At 37.0% G+C, this 22,550-nt stretch carries 18 protein-coding genes; 8 read left to right on the top strand and 10 right to left on the bottom strand.

Translation table 11 applies throughout. The features are described 5' to 3' along the window. Positions 1 to 7: 7 nt before the first annotated feature. Positions 8 to 661 carry a leucine efflux protein LeuE gene (leuE, locus tag PYV58_RS09185; RefSeq protein ID WP_034618364.1) on the top strand — a complete coding sequence of 218 codons (654 nt, stop codon included), beginning with the start codon at positions 8 to 10 and terminating at the stop codon, positions 659 to 661. Positions 662 to 1,354: 693 nt separating this feature from the next. Next, positions 1,355 to 2,527: a benzoate/H(+) symporter BenE family transporter gene (locus tag PYV58_RS09180; protein ID WP_034617575.1), complete on the top strand. Its 1,173-nt coding sequence runs from the start codon at positions 1,355 to 1,357 to the stop codon at positions 2,525 to 2,527. 349 nt (positions 2,528 to 2,876) lie between these two features. Here the strand turns inward: PYV58_RS09180 and map are convergent, their stop codons facing one another. After that, entirely contained in the window at positions 2,877 to 3,671 is a 795-nt protein-coding gene (gene map, locus PYV58_RS09175) for a type I methionyl aminopeptidase (protein ID WP_034617578.1), read from the bottom strand. A gap of 335 nt (positions 3,672 to 4,006) precedes the next feature. Between map and brnQ the strand changes: the two genes are divergently transcribed. Next, positions 4,007 to 5,299 carry a branched-chain amino acid transport system II carrier protein gene (brnQ, locus tag PYV58_RS09170; RefSeq protein WP_004822203.1) on the top strand — a complete coding sequence of 431 codons (1,293 nt, stop codon included), beginning with the start codon at positions 4,007 to 4,009 and terminating at the stop codon, positions 5,297 to 5,299. A 647-nt stretch (positions 5,300 to 5,946) separates the two neighbouring features. Continuing rightward, positions 5,947 to 6,183 carry a hypothetical protein gene (locus PYV58_RS09165; RefSeq protein WP_004719635.1) on the top strand — a complete coding sequence of 79 codons (237 nt, stop codon included), beginning with the start codon at positions 5,947 to 5,949 and terminating at the stop codon, positions 6,181 to 6,183. A gap of 557 nt (positions 6,184 to 6,740) precedes the next feature. Here the strand turns inward: PYV58_RS09165 and PYV58_RS09160 are convergent. Continuing rightward, positions 6,741 to 7,199 carry a hypothetical protein gene (locus tag PYV58_RS09160; protein ID WP_004822205.1) on the bottom strand — a complete coding sequence of 153 codons (459 nt, stop codon included), beginning with the start codon at positions 7,197 to 7,199 and terminating at the stop codon, positions 6,741 to 6,743. Positions 7,200 to 7,325: 126 nt separating this feature from the next. Here PYV58_RS09160 and PYV58_RS09155 point away from each other — a divergent pair, with 126 nt between their 5' ends. Then, complete coding sequence (locus PYV58_RS09155) at positions 7,326 to 8,198, top strand: alpha/beta fold hydrolase (RefSeq protein ID WP_034617581.1); 873 nt, start codon at positions 7,326 to 7,328, stop codon at positions 8,196 to 8,198. 447 nt (positions 8,199 to 8,645) lie between these two features. Here PYV58_RS09155 and PYV58_RS09150 read toward each other — a convergent pair whose 3' ends face one another. Beyond that, on the bottom strand, positions 8,646 to 10,184 hold the full coding sequence (locus PYV58_RS09150) for a transporter associated domain-containing protein (RefSeq protein ID WP_004822208.1): 1,539 nt from the start codon (positions 10,182 to 10,184) through the stop codon (positions 8,646 to 8,648). Between the two features lie 964 nt (positions 10,185 to 11,148). On the opposite strand from PYV58_RS09150, the gene PYV58_RS09145 reads away from it, so the two are divergent. Continuing rightward, the gene (locus PYV58_RS09145; protein ID WP_004822209.1) at positions 11,149 to 11,613 is read left to right on the top strand and encodes a MarR family transcriptional regulator; all 465 of its coding nucleotides are present in this window, start codon (positions 11,149 to 11,151) and stop codon (positions 11,611 to 11,613) included. 3 nt (positions 11,614 to 11,616) lie between these two features. On the opposite strand, the gene PYV58_RS09140 is transcribed toward PYV58_RS09145, so the two are convergent. The 7 genes from PYV58_RS09140 to ftsY form a co-directional block, all read right to left on the bottom strand. Beyond that, a complete protein-coding gene (locus PYV58_RS09140) occupies positions 11,617 to 12,288 on the bottom strand; it encodes an SOS response-associated peptidase family protein (protein WP_034617583.1) in 672 nt (223 codons plus the stop codon). A gap of 148 nt (positions 12,289 to 12,436) precedes the next feature. Then, positions 12,437 to 13,057: a 2OG-Fe(II) oxygenase gene (locus tag PYV58_RS09135; protein WP_004719624.1), complete on the bottom strand. Its 621-nt coding sequence runs from the start codon at positions 13,055 to 13,057 to the stop codon at positions 12,437 to 12,439. 190 nt (positions 13,058 to 13,247) lie between these two features. Then, positions 13,248 to 15,410, bottom strand: a complete 2,163-nt coding sequence (locus PYV58_RS09130; RefSeq protein ID WP_034617586.1) for a malate synthase G — start codon at positions 15,408 to 15,410, stop codon at positions 13,248 to 13,250. A gap of 639 nt (positions 15,411 to 16,049) precedes the next feature. Further along, entirely contained in the window at positions 16,050 to 16,643 is a 594-nt protein-coding gene (locus tag PYV58_RS09125) for a nitroreductase family protein (RefSeq protein ID WP_034617589.1), read from the bottom strand. A gap of 635 nt (positions 16,644 to 17,278) precedes the next feature. After that, positions 17,279 to 17,551 (bottom strand): NadS family protein, encoded by a 273-nt coding sequence (gene nadS, locus PYV58_RS09120; RefSeq protein ID WP_034617591.1) that lies wholly within the window; start codon positions 17,549 to 17,551, stop codon positions 17,279 to 17,281. Next, a complete protein-coding gene (locus PYV58_RS09115) occupies positions 17,544 to 17,864 on the bottom strand; it encodes a type II toxin-antitoxin system RelE/ParE family toxin (protein WP_034617593.1) in 321 nt (106 codons plus the stop codon). The genes nadS and PYV58_RS09115 overlap by 8 nt, the downstream gene beginning before the upstream one ends. Before the next feature lie 374 nt (positions 17,865 to 18,238). Beyond that, complete coding sequence (ftsY, locus tag PYV58_RS09110; protein ID WP_034617276.1) at positions 18,239 to 19,345, bottom strand: signal recognition particle-docking protein FtsY; 1,107 nt, start codon at positions 19,343 to 19,345, stop codon at positions 18,239 to 18,241. Between the two features lie 176 nt (positions 19,346 to 19,521). On the opposite strand from ftsY, the gene PYV58_RS09105 reads away from it, so the two are divergent. Together PYV58_RS09105 and PYV58_RS09100 are read left to right on the top strand one after the other, a co-directional pair. Further along, positions 19,522 to 20,916 (top strand): pitrilysin family protein, encoded by a 1,395-nt coding sequence (locus PYV58_RS09105; protein WP_034617275.1) that lies wholly within the window; start codon positions 19,522 to 19,524, stop codon positions 20,914 to 20,916. A 13-nt stretch (positions 20,917 to 20,929) separates the two neighbouring features. Then, positions 20,930 to 22,540, top strand: coding sequence for a pitrilysin family protein (locus PYV58_RS09100; RefSeq protein WP_034617274.1), 1,611 nt, complete (start codon positions 20,930 to 20,932; stop codon positions 22,538 to 22,540). The last annotated feature ends 10 nt before the right edge of the window (positions 22,541 to 22,550 follow it).

Raw genomic sequence — 22,550 nt, 5'->3', positions numbered from 1 at the left:
GAATGTTGTGTTTGGTATTACCGATATTGTGACATATATACTAGGGACTATTTTTATCGTCATTTTACCCGGTCCCAACTCATTGTATGTGATGTCAATTGCCTCTCGATTTGGGATTAAAACGGGCTATATCGGTGCCTTAGGCGTATTTACAGGAGATTTAATCCTGATTCTCTGTACTGTTTTAGGTGCTGCCTCTTTACTACACGCTTTTCCATGGTTATTTATCATTCTCAAAGTTGTAGGTGCAAGCTATCTGTCTTATCTCGGTATTCGTTTGTTGATCGCAAGTATCAAAACTTGGCAGAGCAAACCACAAACGCTGCAAACAAATACATCGAATACTGCAACTCACGAACAATTTCATCCATTTCGAACAGCACTAACCATTAGCTTACTCAACCCAAAAGCAATTTTATTTTATCTCTCGTTCTTTGTTCAATTTGTTGATCCTGATTACCCTTACCCTGCTTTAAGTTTTGCGGCACTTTCAGTGATTCTGCAAATCATCAGTATGAGTTATTTGACGATCTTGATCTTCTCAGGGGTTAAACTCGCCACTTTTTTCAATACACGCTACAAAATTGCTGCAGGTTGTGTTGCTTGTGTAGGCTTACTGTTCTGTGCTTTTGGAATCAAGCTTGCTGTTTCAACGATGTAAGCTGATTTAGCTCAATAAATCTCCCGATTAAAAGCATTCTTTTTTGGATCGTTCTTTGGATAAACTGCGCTTTCTATTCAAGGTAATATCTAATCTTTATCAATGGGTAATCTATAGTCAAACCACCTCATTATTCATATAAGTGATTTGCATCAAGTCATTGAGCATAAATGAAGTTTATGTTTTTGTATGAACTTTGAAAAAATGTTGGTTATCAATTCATTTTTTAGTTTTGAATTCTAGATGGTGATCCTATCGTGGGGCGACATGGATGTCGCCGTTGGGCGGGGGTACAGGACGTACCCCTCGCTCAATAGAAGATTTTTGTCACTTTTCATCTCTGAAAAGTGAGGCATCGCCTACGCAAAGCTATTTAAACTTTGAATGTAAGGTGTGGCATTGCAAGGTTTTTTATAATCAAATAATTTATTTTTCCATGTAATTGATTTGATTATAAATACTCATTAAGGGAAATTATATTCTTGAGTCAGCGTTTTTTGACAGCTTATCTATACATTGTTTTCAACTAAAACAGTTCTAGGTTAAAAAAGCCAAATTCTCCCAAAATGAGAATTTATTCAATTTTATTTTTCCTTTTGCTATTTAATTCTAATTAACCCTATAAGCTTTAAAATGATCCATGTATGATGGTTGCATTTTCAACCATTCAATCAAATTTAAAAGCAAGGGATCATGCAAAAGTTACTCCAAGACTTCTCTATACCTGCTGTATTTGCAGGTTTCATTACCTTCTTAATTGGTATCAGTGTTTCGGCTGTACTCGTTATACAAGCAGCTCAATTACTTGGCGCAAACCCTGAACAAATTACCTCTTGGTTTTGGGCACTCGGTTTAGGTATAGGTCTTTCAGGATTAATTCTTTCTTGGAAATTCAAATATCCTGTTGCCACCTCATGGTCAACCGCTGCACTTGCACTCATCATTGCCACTGCCAGCGGCTACTCACTCTATGAAGCCATTGGTGCTTTCTTGGTGAGTGGTTTACTGACTGCCACACTAGGCTTTTTAGGTATATTTGAAAAAATTATTTCGTATATTCCTCAGAGTTTGACCAGTGCCATGCTGGCAGGCGTATTACTCAAGTTTGGTATTGCTCTATTTGCCAGTATGCAAAACGACTGGGCATTTATTCTCAGCCTCTTGGCGGTTTATATCATAACTAAACGGCTATGGGCTCGTTATTGTATTGTGATTACCGTGATCGCTGGAATCATCATTTGTCCATTTTTTATGGAGTTTCATGTTCCAACCTTACATTGGGGATTGGCAAAACCAGTATGGATGACACCTGAGTTCACATGGTCTGCAATTCTCGGATTGGCACTGCCTTTATTTGTAATCAATATGGCATCTCAGTATTTACCAGGGATTGCGATGATTAAAAGTTATGGCTATAAACCCCATGTTAACCAACTTATTGGTTGGACTGGTACAGCGCAGACTTTGCTTGCACCATTTGGCTGTTATACCGTAAATATTGCCGCAATCAGTGCTGCTGTCAGTCTGGATGACCAAGTTCACCCAGACCCTGCGAAGCGTTATATTGCCGGCATGAGCTGTGGTTTCTTTTATATTTTGATGGGGCTATTTGCGGCAACATTGACAAGTCTATTGATGTCTTTTCCACATCTTTTTATTGTGGCATTAGCGGGGATCGCCTTGTTTGGTACGATTAGTCATAATATTGCGATTGCATTTCATGAAGTCAAAGACCGTGAAGCCGCACTGCTCACCTTCTTATTCAGTGCATCAGGTGTTCAGTTTTTTGGGATTGGTTCCGCTTTTTGGGGACTACTATTTGGCTTCGCTGTTTCGTTTATTTTAAACTTTAAACTTAAAAAATAGCATTTTGATCAATAAGATGAATGGAGGCTCATTCATCTTATTTTAAATTTTCAATCGTCGAATCAAAGCAAATCGAGAAGCGATAGACAAAAAAAAGCTTACCCTAGGATGGGTAAGCTAGAAAGCTTGAAACAACAATAGAAACTACAGCGAGAATCTGGAAGCTATCTTAGCGATTGGTTAATATTTAAACCAATACTTAAAAACACTTATTGGATATTTCTTAAACGAAAATATCCCCTAAAAGATCCACATTTCCAGCAAATAAAGTGAGAAAAATCTCATTTTCAAAGATAAAAAAACAATAAATCGCTGAGCATAATTCATTCATTAGACCAAAGTCTAAAGATTAAATCTCAGGGTAGTTGCCAGTGCCTTCAGGCCAAGGTGTAAGCAATTCAAATCCTGTATCTGTGACAGCAACCATATGTTCCCATTGTGCTGACAATGACTTATCCGCAGTAACCACAGTCCAGCCATCTTTCAGCTCTTTGACACTGGATTTCCCCGCATTAATCATTGGTTCAATGGTAAAAACCATACCCTTTTTAAGCACTAAGCCCTGTCCGGGTTGACCATAATGTAATACGTTAGGTTGCTCATGATAAATCTTACCAATCCCATGACCACAATATTCACGAACGATCGTATAACCTTCACGTTGCCCAACTTGTTGGATTGCATAACCAATATCCCCAAGTGTTGCACCGGGTTTGACCATATGAATCCCAGCCACCATTGCCTCATAAGTCGTTTCAACCAGTCTTTTCGCTTCAGGTTTAACTGTACCCACATAATACATACGGCTGGTATCACCAAAATAACCATCTTTGATAATCGCAACATCGATATTGATAATATCGCCATCATTTAAAACCTTATGTTTTGATGGGATACCGTGACAGACCACTTCATTTGGAGAAATACAGGTGGTTTTGGTATAACCATAATATCCAATATTTGCAGGGATCACTTTTAGCGTATTGACAATAAAATCATTGCAAATATCGTCTAAATACTCAGTCGTCACGCCCGGCTTCACATATTCACCAATCATTGCTAAAACTTGAGCAGCTAAACGCCCCGACACTCTTAATTTTTCAAGGTCTTGTTCGGTTTTAATGGTGACTGTAGAAGCTTTCATTGGATCTGTCCGCAAAAGTGAAAAAATATTATATGCCTTTTCAATACGTTTAGGGCAATTTACCGCCTATCTTATTCAATAAAAATGCAAAATCAAGCACATAAATTTTAGAATAAGTATAATCTTTCCATATGATGATTTTATCTATTCTATATTTTTTGAAAATTTTGATTTTTTCAATTTTTGAAAATTAACGGTGAATCATCCACATAAATATAATCAATATGACTAATTGGTTAAAATTTATAAAAAACGGGAATATTATCCATAAAATAAAATACAAAAAATAAGCTATTTCTACTAAAATCGCTGTTTTGCTTTTTCAACCACAGTTTATGACTAATCTCCGTACAAAGGATATTATTGCTTTAGGCTTTATGACCTTTGCCTTATTTATTGGGGCAGGCAATATTATTTTTCCACCCATTGTTGCTCAACAAGCCGGTGAACATGTATGGCTCGCAGCGCTAGGTTTTCTAGTCACAGCTGTAGGCTTACCTGTTATTACCATTATGGCACTTTCTAAAACTGAAGGTTCTATTGCGATTTTAAGCTCGCCTTTAGGTAAAGTCGCAAGTTTAATACTGACGGTTGTGTGTTATCTCTCGGTTGGGCCATTATTTGCTACACCTCGTACTGCAACTGTTTCTTATGAAATTGGTTTTTCCTCATACTTTGGAAATGGTGGTACAGCATTATTTATTTATAGTGTTATCTATTTTGCATTTGTAACTTTAGTTTCTCTTTATCCAAATAAATTATTGGATACAGTGGGTCATATTCTTGCACCGCTAAAAATTATTGCACTGGCAATTTTAGGTATTGCAGCATTTCTGATCCCGACTGGTTCAATTTCTCCTGCGATCAACAATTACGCTACCAGCCCTGTTTCTGAAGGTTTTGTGAATGGTTATTTAACCATGGACACTTTAGGCGCTTTGGTTTTCGGTATTGTGATTATTCATGCCATCCACTCTCGTGGTGTAACAGATAAAAAGCTCGTAACCAAATATGCAATTATTGCAAGTTTGATTTCTGGTGTAGGTTTAACGCTGGTTTATCTCAGCTTATTTAAACTTGGTTTAGGCAGTCATGATGCTGCTCCAAATGCTGAAAATGGCGCAGTGATCCTGCATGCTTATGTTCAACATGCTTTTGGTGACTTAGGTTCTTTATTCCTGACAGGTTTGATTTTTATTGCATGTATGGTTACCGCGATTGGCTTAACCTGTGCATGTGCTGAATACTTCTCTGAACTCACGAAAATCCCATATAAAGTTTTAGTGATTATTTTAGTGTTATTTTCATTGGTGATTTCAAATCTAGGTTTAACCAAACTAATAGCTTTTTCAGTCCCTGTACTCAGTGCAATTTACCCACCGGCAATTGTGGTCATTCTATTAAGCTTCTTTTGGGGTAAATTCAATCACCCAACCACGGTTATCGCACCTGTTACTGGCGTTGCATTTCTATTTGGTCTTATTGAAGGAATTAAAGTCACAAGCTTTAAAGACAGCTTACCTTTTATGATTCAAAACTTACCGTTAAATGAACAGAATCTAGCATGGGTGATCCCATCATTGATCGTGTTAATCATCTGTGTCGTAATTGATAAAATTAAAAAATAAAGCTTTTTAATTATCATCCTTAAAATTTGATTTTACCCAAATCTTATTTTAACAGTGATCAATAATTGTCATGTTTACCCCACAGGCCGTTATTGTTTGCGACACAATTTTTAAAGCGTTGTTTGATCCATCTTAGTGCTTCAAGCATGTGATCAATGCACCTGAATAGATCGAATCAAGCTTTGCGCTATGTATAAAAAACTTTTGGCTAAAAAATACTAAAACTTAATTTTCATTGAACACAGATAAATTCAGTCGCGTTGTTGCATTTTTTCAATGAATGAAACGCTCTCCATGTCAAAATCGAATTATTTTGAAAAAAATAGTCATTTTTTTCGATTTTTGCATAAATATTGCATAATTTTTTATCAACTTTAGTCGAAAGTGCTTCCAAGACCTATTCAGTTATTGTATTTTATTTTGATAACTGGCTCACACTAACTCCACAACAATTACATCATTTATATAAAAAATCACTCATATTTTCATTTTTTATAAAATAATCATCATTTGTAATAAATATGTCATAATTATTTTGAATAATAGAAGTATTTGCTCTTGAAATAATAATTAGATATGGTACAACTGAATAAACCAATCCAGACTAAAACAATGTGGTTTTTGTCGAGCAGACAGGAGGAATGGGGATGTTATCAATACATTTCAATAAGCAAGTCTTCATTAATTCTTTGAAGACAAATACAAAACTGGTCATCTATCTAAGTACAACACTTGCACTTTTAGTGACTCTGTTTATTCATGGACTCATTCAAGGCAATTTAAAACCTGAATTTTTTGCCTATGCATTAGTCGTTTCTGCTGCCTTCTATGTTTGGGATGTAGTCGACCATAAATCTCGTAAACTCGCGAAGATTACAGAATAAAAGATGGATGCCATGCATCCATCTTAAACAAGAAAAGCAGAAAAATATCAGAACAAAAAATACAGAAAAATAAGCAATAACGCCAATCTCAACATTTCATTCAGCTTTCCAATAGTATTCTCATGACGTCTTTTAGCCGAAGATCTGTCATATATTTTTAAATTAATTTTTAAACCAACATACTAAAAAGTATAATATTTGTCTTTTTTCGTAGCACAACCACTAAATCTAGCATTTGCTTTAAAGGGCTTTTAATCCTCGCCTTCGTGAAGATTCAGTTTAGGGATTTTAATCCTCCCTTTTGTGACGTTTCGACATAGAGTTTTAAATCCTCCCCCTTGCGAAGTTAACACTTCTCACCTTTGAAAAAGGAGGAAGTTTTTCGTTACTCAAATAAATTGAGTTTAACCATACAGCGTGTTGCTATCGCGTGGTGACATGGATGTCGCCCATTGTGTGTAGGTATGCGGGGGTACAGGACGTACCCATCGCCTATGCAATTGCAACACAGCTATATCTTGAATTGAAAGTTGAGCGGCTTTATTTAAGGTGATTGATTAAAACAAAGTAATCAACATACCAAGTAATAATCCTCCAGTCGCAACAATCTCCCCGAGTACCAATAACAGCATTGCTATACGTAACAATATTTTCGGTAATTGCATGGTTCCTAATTGGTGCGGTTGTTTGAATTGATTGGTCGTATCTTTTAAAAAACCATGCAAAACATAACTGGCGATTGAAAAGCTAAAAAAGAATAAATTGATCAAGACAAATATCAAATTTGTGGTTTCTGTCCAGCTTGAACAATAGGCCATTACCGCCAAAATTAAAGTGGCTGGAGCATAAAGCAAGCTGCTGCGATGTGCGATATCGACATAATAATGCGCTCGGGCCATTTCTGATCGGCTAATTTGATAGTATTTCCAAACCCCTGTCAGCATACCTACCCATAGATAAATCCCGCTGAATATTAAAGCTAACTTTACTGACAAACCTAAACCCGCAAAATCCATTTAAAACACCCTAATTCCAACAGCTTAAAATATTTAGATTAGCTTTGACTCATAAGTCATACTTTGATCAAGTTTCTTTTTGGAACTTATGTAAAGTAATCATCAAAGCATACTCATTGAATTGTTATGAATACATTTGAAAATTTAACCATAACTTGTGCAGATAGCTATAGCTTAACTGCACGTTTTTATCCGGCAAAACAATCAACCCATCGATTGCCTATTTTGGTTTGCCCTGCAACAGGGATTACCCAAGGTTTTTATCATCATTTTATAGAGTGGCTTGCTCAACAAGGTTCAGATGTATTGGTCTTCGATTTCCGTGGTATAGGTGAATCCTTACATGGTCCTCTTCGTCAGTCCAAAGCAAGTATCCAAGACTGGGGTCAACTGGATATTCCTGCAGCCATTGAAACTTTGTTGAATAAGACAGGAAAACAACAAGTTATACTTTTAGGTCATAGTGCTGGCGGACAATTATTAGGCATTGTTTCCAACTACAAGAAAGTGGCACAAGTGATTGCAATTTCAGGCTCTACAGGACATGTCAAAGGACTTAAAGGGCGAACCAAACGTATGGCGCCAGTCATGTTTAAGATGATCTTTCCTGTTTCGAGCTTAGTCAAAGGTTATGGTGCAACCAAGTTTTTAGGCATGGGAGAAAATTTACCCAAAAATGTTGCAAAACAATGGGCTGAGTTTTGCAGTAAACCCGGATATGTGATGAACGCTATAGGTAAAACGATTTTCGAGGACTATCACAACGAAATTCAATGCCCAATTACGGTGTATTGGTCTTCGGATGATGAGATCGCCACAGAAGCCAATGTCAAAGACTTACTTCGCCTATATCCAAAAGCCAGCACAGAAATGATAGAGCTTAAACCGAAAGATACAGGTCATAAAGCCATTGGTCATATGTTAATGTTTAAGAAGTCACATCAAAATTTATGGCCAACAATGGCACAAAATATTTTTAATGATAGTCAGACCAGCTAATTATTCATACAAGTGATTTCCATCAATTCATTTTTTGTACTTTTGAATCCTAGATGGTGATCCTACCATGGGGCGACATGGATGTCGCCGTTGGGCGGGGGTATAGGATGTACCCCTCGCCAAACGAAAGATTTTTGTCACTTTTTATCTCTAAAAAGTGAGGCATCGCCTACGCAAAGAGATTTAAACTTTGAATGTAAGCTGTGGCATTGCTAACTTTTTAAATCAAACAATTTGTTTTTTATGCAATTGATTTAATTAAAAATATAGTTCTAAGAGAAATTATATTTTATGTCTAAATTTTTTACAGGTTGATTATAGTTTTAAGTACTTAGATAAGTAATCCTATCTAAGTGCTCTTTTTATTCAAAAAAAAATGCCTCATCAATGAGGCATTTTTCTACTTAGCTTTTTATATCTGCTTGCGATTTAATCGTAAAATAGTGATCAAAATTGCTCTGGACGGGTAATTTTTACCGTCTTGATTCGATTTTCATCCATTTCGATGACTTCAAACCAAATGCCCTCTTGTTCAATCTGAGTACCTACTTTTGCTTCGCCTTGAGTTTTGTCTAAAATCAAACCTGCTACGCTAAAGTAACCTGAGTCTTCTTGAACCAGATCCAACATACCAAGTTCCAACTCAAGCTGATACAAGTCAAGCATACCTGATGCCTTCCACGTTGTATCATTCAGTTTGATCAACTCTAGCTGTTCATCTGCATCAGGAAATTCACCCGCAATTGCCTCAAACACATCCAATGGAGAAATCAAACCTTGGATATTGCCAAATTCATTACTCACCAAGACCAAAGAACCTTTAGACGTTCTTAAGGTATGGATTGCGTCAATCACTTTCATTTTTTCAAAAATAAAAATTGGACGACTACGTTTAAGCAAGGCTTGTAATTGCTCTGGTTCATCCAGTACATCAATTAACTCTTTAGCGCGAACAACCGTAACTACTTTATCCAGTTGTCCACGACATACTGGGAATAAACTATGTGGTACAGCCAAGATTTGCTGACGAATACTCTCCGCATCATCTTCAAGATCGATCCACGAAATTTGATTTCTTGGCGTCATAATTGAGGCAACTGAACGTTCAGCAAGGGTCAGTACACCACCAACCATATAGCGTTCTTCATCACCAAAGGCTTTTTGAGCAGCTAAAGCTTCAGGGCTTTGTAATAGATCTGCATCCAGCTTGCTTCCCATCAATTTTAAAATTGAATCTGCGGTACGATGACGCAATGGTGTTTTCGACTGATGCTTTTCAACATTACGGCTGGAAAACTGGTTAAAGGCTTCAATTAAAATTGCTACGCCAATACCTGAATAGATATAGCCTTTCGGAATATGGAAACCAAAACCTTCCGCGATTAAGCTCACACCAATCAACAATAAGAAACTTAAACATAGAATTACGACAGTCGGATGCTTATTGACAAAAGCGGTTAACGGCTTAGACGCAATCAACATCACAACCACAGCGATCGTTACAGCGGCCATCATCACATAGATATTGTCGACCATACCGATCGCGGTAATCACCGAATCAAGAGAGAATACAGCGTCTAAAACGATGATTTGCGCCACTACTGCCCAGAAGCTTGCATAAACAACTGCACCTGAACTTTTAACCTCAGGTTTGCCTTCCATTTTTTCATGTAATTCAGTGACGGCTTTATAAACGAGGAACAGTCCACCGAATAATAAGATTAAGTCTCGACCTGAGAAAGACAACCCGCCAAAGGCGATTAAAGGCTTGGTTAATGTGACCAGCCACGAAATGATAGACAGCAAGCCTAAACGCATAATTAAGGCTAAAGATAAGCCAATAATACGTGCTTTGTCTCGTTGTTCAGGAGGAAGTTTATCTGCAAGAATGGCGATAAAGACAAGGTTATCAATACCCAGTACAATTTCTAAAACAATCAGGGTTAAAAGACCAACCCAAATTCCAGGGTCTAATAAAAATTCCATTATTAGAGCTCCTGCTTATTATTATCAATATATAAAGTGGAGAAAAATAAATTTGACCTACACGACGACGGATCCATGAATGAAACCTTTTCAACTAAATTAGCTTAATTATGCACAATATCTTGCGGTTGTAATTATTTTTCACAAAAATTTTACATTTATTTAAGATTTTTCTTATGGATAACTTCACCATACGGGCGAATTGCAGTTCATCCCTGCCCTCGTATGCCCAACTCAATGCTTTACACATGCCGATTCATCTTATTCAAATTATTTTTCACTCAATCTTACAAAAATGTCATTGGATTTTTTCAATATAAATTGTGTATAACTATAGTTATTAAATGCTACTTACCTTTTAAAGGTATAAATCGCTTTAATTTAATTAATAATTTTCAATCGGATATATGGGCATTTAGAGAGGAAATATTTAGATTTATCGCCATGATGACGTAATCAAAGGAAATTATTAACAGTAAAGCCAAGTTGATTTTTCTTATTTTTCAGTTAAAATAACATCAGATGTTAATTTTTTTAACTAATAAGCTTGCTTTTCACAACATCTTCTTGGTAATTTTCATACTTGAGCAAGCTGAAATACATAGGATGAACCATTATGACACAAGGACATTCATTGACTTTCAATAAAAATAACCTTTGCGGTTGTTTTGAAAATTTCGATTCCACACCAACAACTAGAGAATGAACTCTGTTCATTCCAAATTGCATGAAGAAGCGACTAAATTTACGCAAGGTATTACTACTTTTTATCTAATTTAAGACAGTTATACAATGCCTTTACTGAATACTTTAACTTAAGTTTAGTTCAAGCAAAATTTACATTTCGTCGATTTTACTTGTTTTTTTCATTAAGTGATCTATCACATATTGATTCAAGTATTCAAAGTAAAATATGATTAGCGCTTAATATATGGCAATAATTACAAAAAACAGGGACCTCTAAATGACTAAAAAATATGCAAAATTTTTACCCGCTGCTGAAAATTTTAACATCGAAAATTTCCCATACTACTGGATCACTCAAGTTCATTCTCAGTATGTTTTAAATTTAGATCACGTACTTAAAAAGTATGGGGTAGACAACTCTAGACGACGATTATTGGTTGCTTTAGAAGCCAAGCCAGATGCAAGTGTCTCTGAGCTTTCAGAAATGATCGTTTCTAAAATGTCGACAACAACCAAAATTGTTTATCGCTTAAAAGAGGAAGGCTTTGTAGATACCTACTCTTGTGAAAACGATGCACGTATTACACGGGTACATTTAACAGAATCTGGGCAACAAATGACCCATAAAATTAATGATTTAATGAGTGTTGTACTTGAACAGTCATTTGACGGTTTAACACCACTACAAATTGAAAAAACCATGGAAAATTTAAAAATCATCTTTAAGAATCTTGCACATTAATTGTTAAGATTCTTCATCAAAGATGTTCAACTGTGGCGAGTTTTTGTTATTTGATACTTTGGGGCAATAAAAACACTCAAACTCCGCCACAGGGAAACCCTCTATAAAACTCGAAATATTGGGCTGTTTTAAGCCCAACCACTCATTAAGTCGATGCTGTGGAATAACCACCACCGAACGTTTATCTGTTCGAGGTTCATGAAATTCACTCATCATCAGGTGGGTGTGGGCATCCATACTGATCATGGTGGCTGAACGAACAACTTCACCGGTTTTTAATCGGGTAATCTCATACAGTGCAGCAATATAAAAAGCCTGACCATCTTTACGTCGCACACCCCACCGTTGTGGTCGACCATTGATATACTTGGATTCATAAAATTCTGTCACGGGGATCACACCAAATTGGCACTTGCTAAAAGCCTCGACAAAACTGCGTTTTTCCATCAGGGTTTCATTTCTTGCATTATAAGTATGTTTTGCAGCATCTTTGTCCTCAGCCCATTTTGGCACTAAACCAAAGTTAACTAAACGCCATTCCATCCCTTGATCGGATTTAAATAACAACGGCGTTTGAAAGCTTGGAAATATTTCTTCTTCATAGAGGAAATGGATCGCGGGTAAGCCAAGCTGCTGAACTTGTAATAAGCTGATCGGTTTAAAATTGGCACACATAATAATAAGATTTAAAATATTGATTTATAATTGTTGAATTTATCTATCGCGCTATCCATTGATAAGAATATTTGACATTGATAAAAACTTGAAACAGCACGCGATTGCAATTGAGGATAAACCGAAGTTTACCCCCTTCACTTAACTTTTATCCAAAAATCTTTTTCACTTTGGCACTTAAACCATGGAAAAACTTATGTTTTGCATTGGCTTTTTCGCTGGTCAAAAAATTAATTTGAATAGATTGGCGTTGCCCTTCATAAGGAATATAGCCATGCCAACCATTGTCAGTTACTTTAAATGCAACCAGTGAGCCCGGACCTGCATTAATTTCAGTGACATAGTTATTGATGTCTTTATCATCATTGAGAATGCGTAAACGTCCATTCGGCGCATCCCAAGATTCATTTAAATAGATCAAAACCGTCAACAATTTGCTTTTTGAATCACTGTGAATCCGTCCATCTTTTTGACGAGAATAACCACGTAAAGTAATCATCATCGGATGTTCCATCACATTGACATCAAATTTATCTGTTAAAATTTGACGAAATTCTGGTGTATCCAACGATTTTAGAAAACGATCAAAATTAGGCTTAATTTCTACATCTTCGATGTTAAAGCTTCCGCCCTGTTCAATTTTAGGAAAGTCTTGGATTACGGCCTGGACTTCACTATCAGCCAAAGCATTTTCAACCACAAAATACGGATAAGGCGTACTCGCAACTTCAGCATTTTTCAGCGCATCTAATTTCAGAATTGATGTCATTTATAATTCAGCTTAATGATTAATTCCGTTAAATTGTATCAGAGATTTTATCTTATTGGCTGAAAACTCAAACTCGCGTCTACAAATTTTATATATGCACGGAAAGCAACATTTAAAATAAACCATAAAAAGAATAAAGCCTCCGAAGAGGCTTTATTGATAAGCTAATAGGATAAATTAGACGATAAAATTAATCGCCTGTATAACCTTTTAACTTTAAGCGATACGCATGCAATAATGGCTCAGTATAACCAGACGGCTGTTCACCACCTTTAAATACTAAATCATAAGCAGCTTTATATGCATAACCGTCAAAACCAGGTGCCATGTTGCTATATTCAGGGTCATTGGCATTTTGTTCATCAACAATTTTCGCCATACGCTGCATAACTTCTTCAACTTGCGTTTTAGTCACAATACCATGACGTAACCAGTTCGCAACGTGCTGAGAAGAAATACGTAAAGTCGCACGATCTTCCATTAAACCGACATTGTTAATGTCTGGCACTTTAGAACAACCCACACCTAAATCAACCCAACGAACAACATAACCCAAGATACCTTGAAGGTTATTTTCAAGCTCTTTGGTCTTCTCTTCTTCAGTCCAGTTTGTATCTGTGGCTAAAGGTGGTGTCAACAAGTCATCTAACGGAAGCGCTTCAGTTTTCAATAACTCTTGTTGGCGTGCTGAAACATTACATTGATGATAATGAATCGCGTGAATCACAGCACCTGATGGTGAAGGAACCCATGCACAGCTTGCACCTGCTTCTGGATGTTCAATTTTGGTTTTATACATGTCTAAAAGCATGTCAGGTTTAGGCCACATGCCTTTACCAATCTGTGCTTTACCACGTAAACCTGCTTGTAGACCGACCATCACATTACGGTTTTCATAAGCTGGGAACCAAATTTGGCTTTTCACTTCGCCTTTACGAACGAAAGGACCTGCTTCCATAAAGGTATGAATTTCATCACCTGTACGGTCCATGAAACCAGTATTAATGAAAATAGTACGGTCTTTCGCTTGTGCAATACAGTTTTTCAAGTTTACAGATGTACGGCGTTCTTCATCCATAATCCCGATTTTCAACGTTTTCGCTGGTAAGCCAAGTGCTTGTTCAGAACGTTCAAACAATTCAACAGCGAATGCAACTTCTTCAGGACCATGCATTTTTGGCTTAACGATATACATTGACCCTTTACGAGAGTTTTTGTTTTCGTTTTGACCTTTGATGTCTGCAAAAGTCAATAATGGTGTAATTAACGCATCCATAATACCTTCGTAGATTTCAGCACCATCTACAAGGATCGCAGGGTTCGTCATTAAATGACCAACGTTACGAAGAAGCATCAATGAACGACCATGAAGTGTTGTTTCACCACCGATCAAGTTCTTATGTGTACGATCTTTATTCAATGTGCGCGTCACGGTTTTACCGTTCTTCTCAATTGACTCTTCAAGCGTACCTTTCATTAGACCTAACCAGTTACGGTAGCCTTCTACTTTCTCTTCTGCATCTACAGCAGCAATCGAATCTTCCAAATCTTGAATCGTGGTAACAGCAGCTTCTAAAACAAGATCTTTAACACCAGCCGCATCAGTTTTACCCACTGGGCTATTTGCATCAATTTCAATAACAACGTGTAAGCCGTTATTTAAAAGTACAATTTCAACAGGTGCAGATTCGTCGCCATTAAAACCGACAAATTGTGATTCTTTCACCAAAGTCGAGGTTGAACCATCTTTAAGGCTTACAACAAGTTTTTTGCCTTCAACAGCATATTTTGTTGCATCTGCATGTGAACCATTTGCCAATGGGAATGTTTCATTTAAGAAATTCTTAGCAAATGCGATAACTTTATCGCCACGAACAGGGTTATAGCCTTTACCTTTTTCCGCGCCACCTTCTTCAGAGATCACGTCAAAACCGTAAAGCGCATCGTATAAAGAACCCCAACGTGCATTTGCCGCATTTAAGCAATAACGTGCATTACGCACAGGTACTACCAATTGCGAACCAGCCAATAATGCGATTTCTTCATCTACATTTTCTGTACTGATTTGAAAATCTTCTACTTCTGGTAATAAGTAGCCAATTTCTTTTAGGAAAGCTTTATAAGCTTGAAGTTCAAATTTATTGTTGCGGTGCCATTCATCAATTTTAGCCTGAATCTCGTCACGCTTTGCTAAAAGCGCCTTATTCTTAGGGCTAAGATCGACAACAACTTGCTCAAAGTTTTTCCAGTATGTTTCACTATCTAAACCAGAACCTGGTAGTGCTTCATTTTCGATGAAATCGTAAAGTTCTTTAGCAATCGCTAACTTGCCTTTTTGAATACGTGCAGTCATTGTCTTTCCTGATATTGCTACTTTTTATAACAAGAGTTTCTAGTATACCGATTTAAACCATGCTGAATAGTACTATCACATTGCTAAATAGTGATCATTTTAATTAAAAAAAATAGCTACATTAACTTAAAAAATAATGATCAAAAATACAGCAACACCATCAACTAAATCATCAACTTAAATCGCTTTTTAACAGTGTATAAATTTTTTAAAATGTCTAAATTAGACCAAAGTGCTGAATCAACCCTAATTTCCCCATTTTTTTATACACTTTTATTCCTTGAGCAAAGATTAAGCCATGAATAGCGCTAAATGTCGATAAAACCAATCCATAATTCTGTGTAAAGAATTGTTCGATTCACTTATATTTTTTTCTGTTTGTTCAAACCTGATCTTATTGTTTCAATTTAGATGATTAGAATCTTTAGCAACAAGATGGAATCGCATAATTTTTTTTAAACCACTTATGCTTTTTTACATTATTTAATCATAGGCTTCTACCTATTGTCTGGCGACAAGCAGGGATAACGCACTGCACATAAAAAACCTGTTTAAAATTTACATTCTAAACAGGTTTCTGGAATAGCAAGGTCTAAGCTAAATAAGCAATAGACCTCAGCTTAAAACAAAATGTTTCACTTAGTTAAAAGTTTTAAAACGTGTTGCATCATCAATAAATGTTTTTTCGCCCGCTGGTGCTTCGATTGAACCAAATACTAATTGTGCGCGAAGTTTCCAGTCAGCAGGTACATCAAATGTTGCCGCCACTTCTTCATCTATGATTGGATTATAATGTTGTAAAGATGCACCAATACCCGCTTCAGCCAATGCAGTCCAAGTTGCAAATTGTGCAATACCTGTTGAATGCTCAGACCATACTGGGAAATTGTCTGCATATAATGGGAATTGTTCTTGTAAAGCTTTAATCACACTTAAATCTTCATAAAACAACACTGAACCAGCACCAGCGATAAAGCTGTTAATTTTACCCGAAGTTCCTTCAAATGCTTCAGCTGGAACGATTTTACGTAAAGTTTCTAAAACGATTGTCCAGAATTTAACATGTGAGTCACCAAATAAAATCACAGCACGAGAAGACTGTGAGTTAAATGAAGATGGGCTATGCTTGATTGCATCTTTGATGATTTCTTCAATTTTCGCTTGGTCTAAGCTTAAATCTCTACCAATTGCATAAATTGTACGGCGTTGTTTGATTTGATTTAAAAATGACATGGTGTTAATCCTTCTATGACCAAATGGGTCGTGTTATTTAACATGGTTTGAGTGTATTGCATCATTCTTAGTTTCGTCATGCTTATATACATAACAATGTGTTCTATATTTAGAACAATATGTGAAATTGGGAATTTTTAAATGCTACCGTGTTTATGTGGTTCCCTTTTAAATTGCAATTAAAGTATTTATTAATCAAACAATTCAATTAAAATTTACCATTAAACTCAGCCTTTTGCTTTGAGCTTTACAACAATAAGAATATGGCAAATATCCTATATACTTTTCATTGCTTGTTTTGTGGTAAAAATATTGCAAATCTGGACATACGATTCTAGACATCGCATTAAAGTACAACTTGATGACATTCTTATGATGTCTTCTTTCAATAACGTACCAGCAACATATCCCAGAATTTCTATGCAATCGCTGCTCACCGCAAAATTCGTCGACCACCAGCAACGCATTCATTGAATGGTAGAAACAACACGTTATGAATAAAGTCCTGCCTCTGACAGTTGCGGATGACGTTTCCGAGTATCATATTTCTTCAAGAATTTTATATCGAACTCAGGTTAATGAGTATTAATACAAAAAAGCCCGATAGAATGTCGGACTTTTTATTGTCTATAATTTTAAATTAGGCTTGGATGCGTATCTAGAATACGGATTAAAGTCGCAGCTGGACCAGTCGGATAACGTCTACCTTGTTCCCAGTTTTGAAGCGTGCGAGGACTGATATGCAAGCGTGCAGCAAATTCATTTTGGCTTAAACCTGTTTTCTCACGTACTGCTTTAATATCAGGTAATTCAAGCTCAGTGACTCGACTTGCTTGAATCTCTTGACGTTTAATCTCTCCTGCTTCTTTAATCGAAGAAACAAGGTCATCAAATAAATTTTTATCCATGAAGTTGCTCCTTCACTAATTGGCGCAGAATTGCTGTTTCTTTATCCGTTAAATTATCTTTTACAGACTTAGGGTACGCGACTAAAAAGAAAATATGATCATCCTCTGAAACCCAATAATAGATCACGCGGATTCCACCACTTTTTCCTTTATCACCTTGAGCACAGCGTACTTTACGGATACCACCGCCATTTTTAACAATATCACCCTTATCAGGTTGTACCAATAGATTTTGTTGAAGCTGACGATATTCATCATCAGTCACAAGCTCTTTGATTTGTTTAGTAAAAATACTAGTTTCAATGAATAACATACACGATATACGTCAATGGCGTATATACAATACTACCATAAAAAAGAATAATCAAAAGTTATAAATTGAGTGAATATAAAACGCAAATCTAGGGGCTGTTGGCATTTCATAAATGGCTGGCGTTGTAGGTTAAAATTGAGCATGAGACGTATACATCGTAAAGTATAAACTTCTTTCATAAGTCCTTTTTAAAGCCATAGATCAACATCCCCCCTCATCCTAACCTTCTCCCAAAGGAAGAAGGGACTTTCAAAACCAATCTGATTCACTCAACATGATCATTTTTTGATTTATGCAAGATCTTTTATGAAACGTAGAAAATAAAAAAACTCCGCATAAAGCGGAGTCTCATTTAAAATAAATAGTTTTCTAAATTACTTATCTGTTTCAAACAGTGCAGCAACAAATGATTTTGCAGAGAATGGACGTAAATCGTCAATCTTCTCACCCACACCAATATATCGAATTGGTACATGAGTACGACTGGCGATATTAAACAACACACCACCCTTTGCTGTTCCATCTAATTTGGTAATGGTTAAACCTGTTAAGCCTACAGCTTCGTCAAACATTTCAACTTGGTTAATCGCGTTTTGACCAGTACCTGCATCCACCACCAACATCACTTCATGTGGCGCAGTTGCATCAATTTTTTGCATCACACGTTTTACTTTAGTCAACTCAGACATCAAGTTACTTTTATTATGCAAACGCCCTGCTGTATCAGCAATTAAAACGTCCACGCCTTTGGCACGTGCACTTTCAAAGGCATCAAAAATGACTGAAGCGCTATCTGCACCATGACCTTGAGCCACGACAGCAATATTGTTACGTTCACCCCAGATTTGAAGTTGCTCAGTTGCCGCTGCACGGAAGGTATCTCCTGCTGCCAGCATGACTTTCTTGCCTTCACCTTGTAAACGTTTGGCTAATTTACCAATCGTGGTGGTTTTACCCACACCATTTACCCCCACCACCAAAATCACAAATGGATTTTTATTGGGATCGATATGCAATGGCTTTACCCGAGGTGCAAGTAAAGCAACCAGCTCTTCTTGTAGCGCTTTATACAATGAATGTGAGTAAATCAAATCACCACGTTCTGTACGCTCAGTCAAATTTGCAATAATGGTTTTAGTCGCCTCTACCCCGATATCAGCAACCAAAAGTTGCTCTTCTACTTCTTCGAGCAACTCATCATCAATTTCTTTACCACCAATCAGAATATTGACCATACCATCGGCAAGGCTTTTACGCGATTTGGTCAAACCTTCTTTCATGCGGCTAAAAAAGCCACCTTTAGATTTTTCATCTGCCGATTCAATCTGTGCGTCTTGGCTCTCAGTTTGAATAGGTTCCGTTTTAGGTGTTTCTACATTATTTTCAATAATAGGCACATTGACGGCTGGTAAACTAGGTAATGTGACATCGTCATCCCCGATATCCGCATCAATCAAGAATTTATTTTGCTGTTCTTGCATGCCGATTCCTTGAAAAGCATAGCGTTAAAAAAGAATGAGTTTAGCATAGATTGCATCATTTTTAGCGTTAAAGCAGCGATAAAACAAGCAAACCAAAATGCAACATTCCAGCCTTGCTTTAAATCATTAATTTTTTAAGAATAGTTCTAAATTTAAAATAAATTTTTGGGTTATCTGTGTATATTCTGAAATCTAAATTCTTAAATCTTCTTAGACAATCCAAAGTTATCATTGCGCCACTTTTATTTTTATCTTTTAACACGGTAAATACGCAACTTCAGGCAGCGCCTCAAAGCCAACTTTCCAGAACCACCTTTGAAACCACACTAAAAAATGGTTTAAAAGTGATTATCCGTGAAGATCATCGTTCACCAATTGTTATGACCCAAATCTGGTACGGCGTGGGAAGTAGTGATGAGTCTGGTAATGTACTTGGTATTTCACATGTGCTTGAACATATGATGTTTAAAGGAACCAAAAAAGTTCCTGATGATGAGTTTGCACGTTTAAGTCGAATTTATGGTGGCCGCACCAACGCTGCCACATATACAAATTACACCAACTATTATCAGCTTTACCCCAAGAAATATTTTCCATTGGCTTTGGAACTTGAAGCAGACCGTATGACAAATCTGGTCCTCAAACAACAAGACTTTGATCCTGAAATCAAAGTGGTGATGGAGGAAAGACGACAACGGACTGATGATAATCCACGAAATCTAGCCTACGAACGTTTTAAATGGATCGCCTATCCAACCAGTCACCATCGTCAACCAGTGATTGGCTTTATGAAAAACCTACAGAATATTCGTCTGGATGATCTTAAACATTGGTATCAAACTTGGTACACCCCCAATAATGCGACCTTGGTCATTGTGGGAGATGTCAATGCAGAACAGGCACTTAAACAGGTTGAAAAATATTTTGCAGCAATTCCCAAAAAGGAACTTCCTGACCGTAATGATGTTTTAGAGTTTGATCGAATAGGGTATCGGCACATGGAAGTGCAGTTGCCAGTACAAGTCCCCAACTTGTTTATGGCTTGGAATGTCAAATCCATTGCCACAGCAAAAAACCCACAAGATGCTTACGCACTAACCATTATCCAGTCCTTACTGGATGGCGGAATCTCCGCACGCTTACAAGACCGTCTGATTCGAGATAAAAAAGTGCTGACTGCAATCAGTGTCAGTTATGACCCCTATAATCGCGGCGACAGTTTATTTATGATCTCCGCGATCCCAAGTGATGATGTTTCTCTGGATGAGGCACAAAAAGCGATTGAAAAAGAGATGAATTTATTTAAAACAGAATTGGTCAATCAAGCTGAACTTGATCGTGTCAAAAACAACTTCGTTTCAAATTTAATCTATAGTCAGGATGATATTGGTGGACAAGCCAATATGATTGGGAATTTGGAAGTAAACGGCCTAAGTTTTCGTTTAATGGATGAATTACCCAAACATTATGACAAAGTCACACCACAAGATTTACAACGAATTGCCAATATTTATTTTGTCAAAGCCAATCTGAGTAGTTTGTATTTAATGCCTGAAAGTACAAAAGAATAAAAAAGGATCTCTCATGAATTTTAATCCATTCTCGACCTATTCGATAAAAATACCTCTGTTTGTGTGCATCAGCTTACTCTACTCCCCCCTTAACCATGCGGAGGTTGAATTAGACAATCATGATGAAACGGATGCGGTTATAGATGATTCAGCACTTAAAGCAAATTCGACCTTACAGAGCTTAAAAAATTTAGATAAACATCAACAATACCAAGCGCCCTTTGTTCAAGACCTCTCCAACAACCAAAAAGTCAGAACACTGTTTGTTTCAGCCACTGACCTGCCTATTGTGGATATTCAACTCACCTTTAATGCAGGTTCGTCACAGGATGAAGCACTAGGAAAAGGTCTGTATGGTATGGCAAATATGGCTGCCAAGCTGATCACTGAAGGTACAAATCAATATACAGCAAAAGAAATCGCGTCTACATTTGAAGGATTAGGCGCTCAATTTAGTGTTACCGCATACCGTGATATGTTTGTGGTCCGACTTCGGGTCTTGTCAGATCCTGAAAAATTAAACCCTGCCATCAATACCATGTTGCATGTGCTGAATCATGCACAATTTAATCCATCGGGTTTAAATCTTGTGCTAAATAATACCAAGGTTGGGCAAAAGCAAATCCAAGAAAATCCAAGTCGAATTATGAATATTCGCTTTTATCGTGCGTTATATGGACAACATCCTTATGCCGAACCCACTGTAGGGACCAATGGGAGCCTTAAAAAAATTACCCCTGAACTACTTAGAGCCTATCGACAAAAACTGCTTGTCGCCCAAAACATGAATATTGCCATTACTGGTAATTTAACTGCAGCCGATGCAACCCAACTGGCCAATTTAATCAGTCAAAATCTAACCCAAGGTGAAGCTGCACAAGCACTTCCTGAACCACAAGATCAAAGTGATTTTAATATCCATTACATTCCATTTAACTCAACACAAGCCAACGTGATGATGGGACACTTGGCTATTCAGCGCAGCGATCCTGATCGTGTTGCATTAGAAGTTGCCAATCAAATGTTTGGCGGAAGCGGATTTAATTCCATTTTAATGAAAGAACTTCGAGTTAAACGGGGTTATACCTATGGAGCGTATAGTAATTTGACCTCCACATTGGCTCAGGGGTTTTTTAGTTTGAGTTATTCCACTGAACAAAATCAATTGATGGACAGTATCAAAGTTGCACATCAAGCCTTACGTGATTTTGTAAAAAATCCAATCCAAAGAAAACAGCTCGAAGAAACCAAAGAAGGCATGTTACGTTCATTTCCAATGACCTTTAGTTCCAATGCCAATATCAATGCCCAAATCGCATCGATTGGTTTTTATCAACTTCCTGCGGATTATTTGACTCAATATCAAAAGCAATTGAGCCAAGTCACCACCAAACAAGTTCAAAAAGCCATTCAAAAACATCTTCGTGCGGATCGTCTCACTTTGGTTGTTGTTGCACCAACACTGGATCAGAATGAATTAAAAGACATGTTAAGTGCTGATTTAGCCAACCCAGATCAATCCAGTACAAATCAAAACAAGCAAGTGGATACGCAAGCCATGCCAGATGTCCCGACATTGATCATTCAAAAAACAATTCGTCCGCAAGCGGAATCAACCAAATGAGTATTATCAG

The organism is Acinetobacter sp. TAC-1, from assembly GCF_029025845.1.
GTDB classification, from domain to species: Bacteria; Pseudomonadota; Gammaproteobacteria; order Pseudomonadales; family Moraxellaceae; genus Acinetobacter; species Acinetobacter guillouiae.
This window is presented reverse-complemented; position numbering and strand designations above follow the sequence as displayed.

Excerpts from the sequence above, each read along its gene's own strand:
- map (WP_034617578.1), bottom strand. The coding sequence starts at position 3,671 with ATGAAAGCTTCTACAGTCACCATTAAAACCGAACAAGACCTTGAAAAA.
- ftsY (WP_034617276.1), bottom strand. The coding sequence starts at position 19,345 with ATGCAAGAACAGCAAAATAAATTCTTGATTGATGCGGATATCGGGGAT.
- PYV58_RS09150 (WP_004822208.1), bottom strand. The coding sequence starts at position 10,184 with ATGGAATTTTTATTAGACCCTGGAATTTGGGTTGGTCTTTTAACCCTG.
- PYV58_RS09165 (WP_004719635.1), top strand. The coding sequence starts at position 5,947 with ATGTTATCAATACATTTCAATAAGCAAGTCTTCATTAATTCTTTGAAG.
- nadS (WP_034617591.1), bottom strand. The coding sequence starts at position 17,551 with ATGGATAAAAATTTATTTGATGACCTTGTTTCTTCGATTAAAGAAGCA.
- PYV58_RS09115 (WP_034617593.1), bottom strand. The coding sequence starts at position 17,864 with ATGTTATTCATTGAAACTAGTATTTTTACTAAACAAATCAAAGAGCTT.
- PYV58_RS09155 (WP_034617581.1), top strand. The coding sequence starts at position 7,326 with ATGAATACATTTGAAAATTTAACCATAACTTGTGCAGATAGCTATAGC.
- brnQ (WP_004822203.1), top strand. The coding sequence starts at position 4,007 with ATGACTAATCTCCGTACAAAGGATATTATTGCTTTAGGCTTTATGACC.
- PYV58_RS09145 (WP_004822209.1), top strand. The coding sequence starts at position 11,149 with ATGACTAAAAAATATGCAAAATTTTTACCCGCTGCTGAAAATTTTAAC.
- PYV58_RS09140 (WP_034617583.1), bottom strand. The coding sequence starts at position 12,288 with ATGTGTGCCAATTTTAAACCGATCAGCTTATTACAAGTTCAGCAGCTT.
- PYV58_RS09130 (WP_034617586.1), bottom strand. The coding sequence starts at position 15,410 with ATGACTGCACGTATTCAAAAAGGCAAGTTAGCGATTGCTAAAGAACTT.
- PYV58_RS09180 (WP_034617575.1), top strand. The coding sequence starts at position 1,355 with ATGCAAAAGTTACTCCAAGACTTCTCTATACCTGCTGTATTTGCAGGT.
- PYV58_RS09125 (WP_034617589.1), bottom strand. The coding sequence starts at position 16,643 with ATGTCATTTTTAAATCAAATCAAACAACGCCGTACAATTTATGCAATT.
- PYV58_RS09135 (WP_004719624.1), bottom strand. The coding sequence starts at position 13,057 with ATGACATCAATTCTGAAATTAGATGCGCTGAAAAATGCTGAAGTTGCG.
- PYV58_RS09160 (WP_004822205.1), bottom strand. The coding sequence starts at position 7,199 with ATGGATTTTGCGGGTTTAGGTTTGTCAGTAAAGTTAGCTTTAATATTC.
- PYV58_RS09100 (WP_034617274.1), top strand. The coding sequence starts at position 20,930 with ATGAATTTTAATCCATTCTCGACCTATTCGATAAAAATACCTCTGTTT.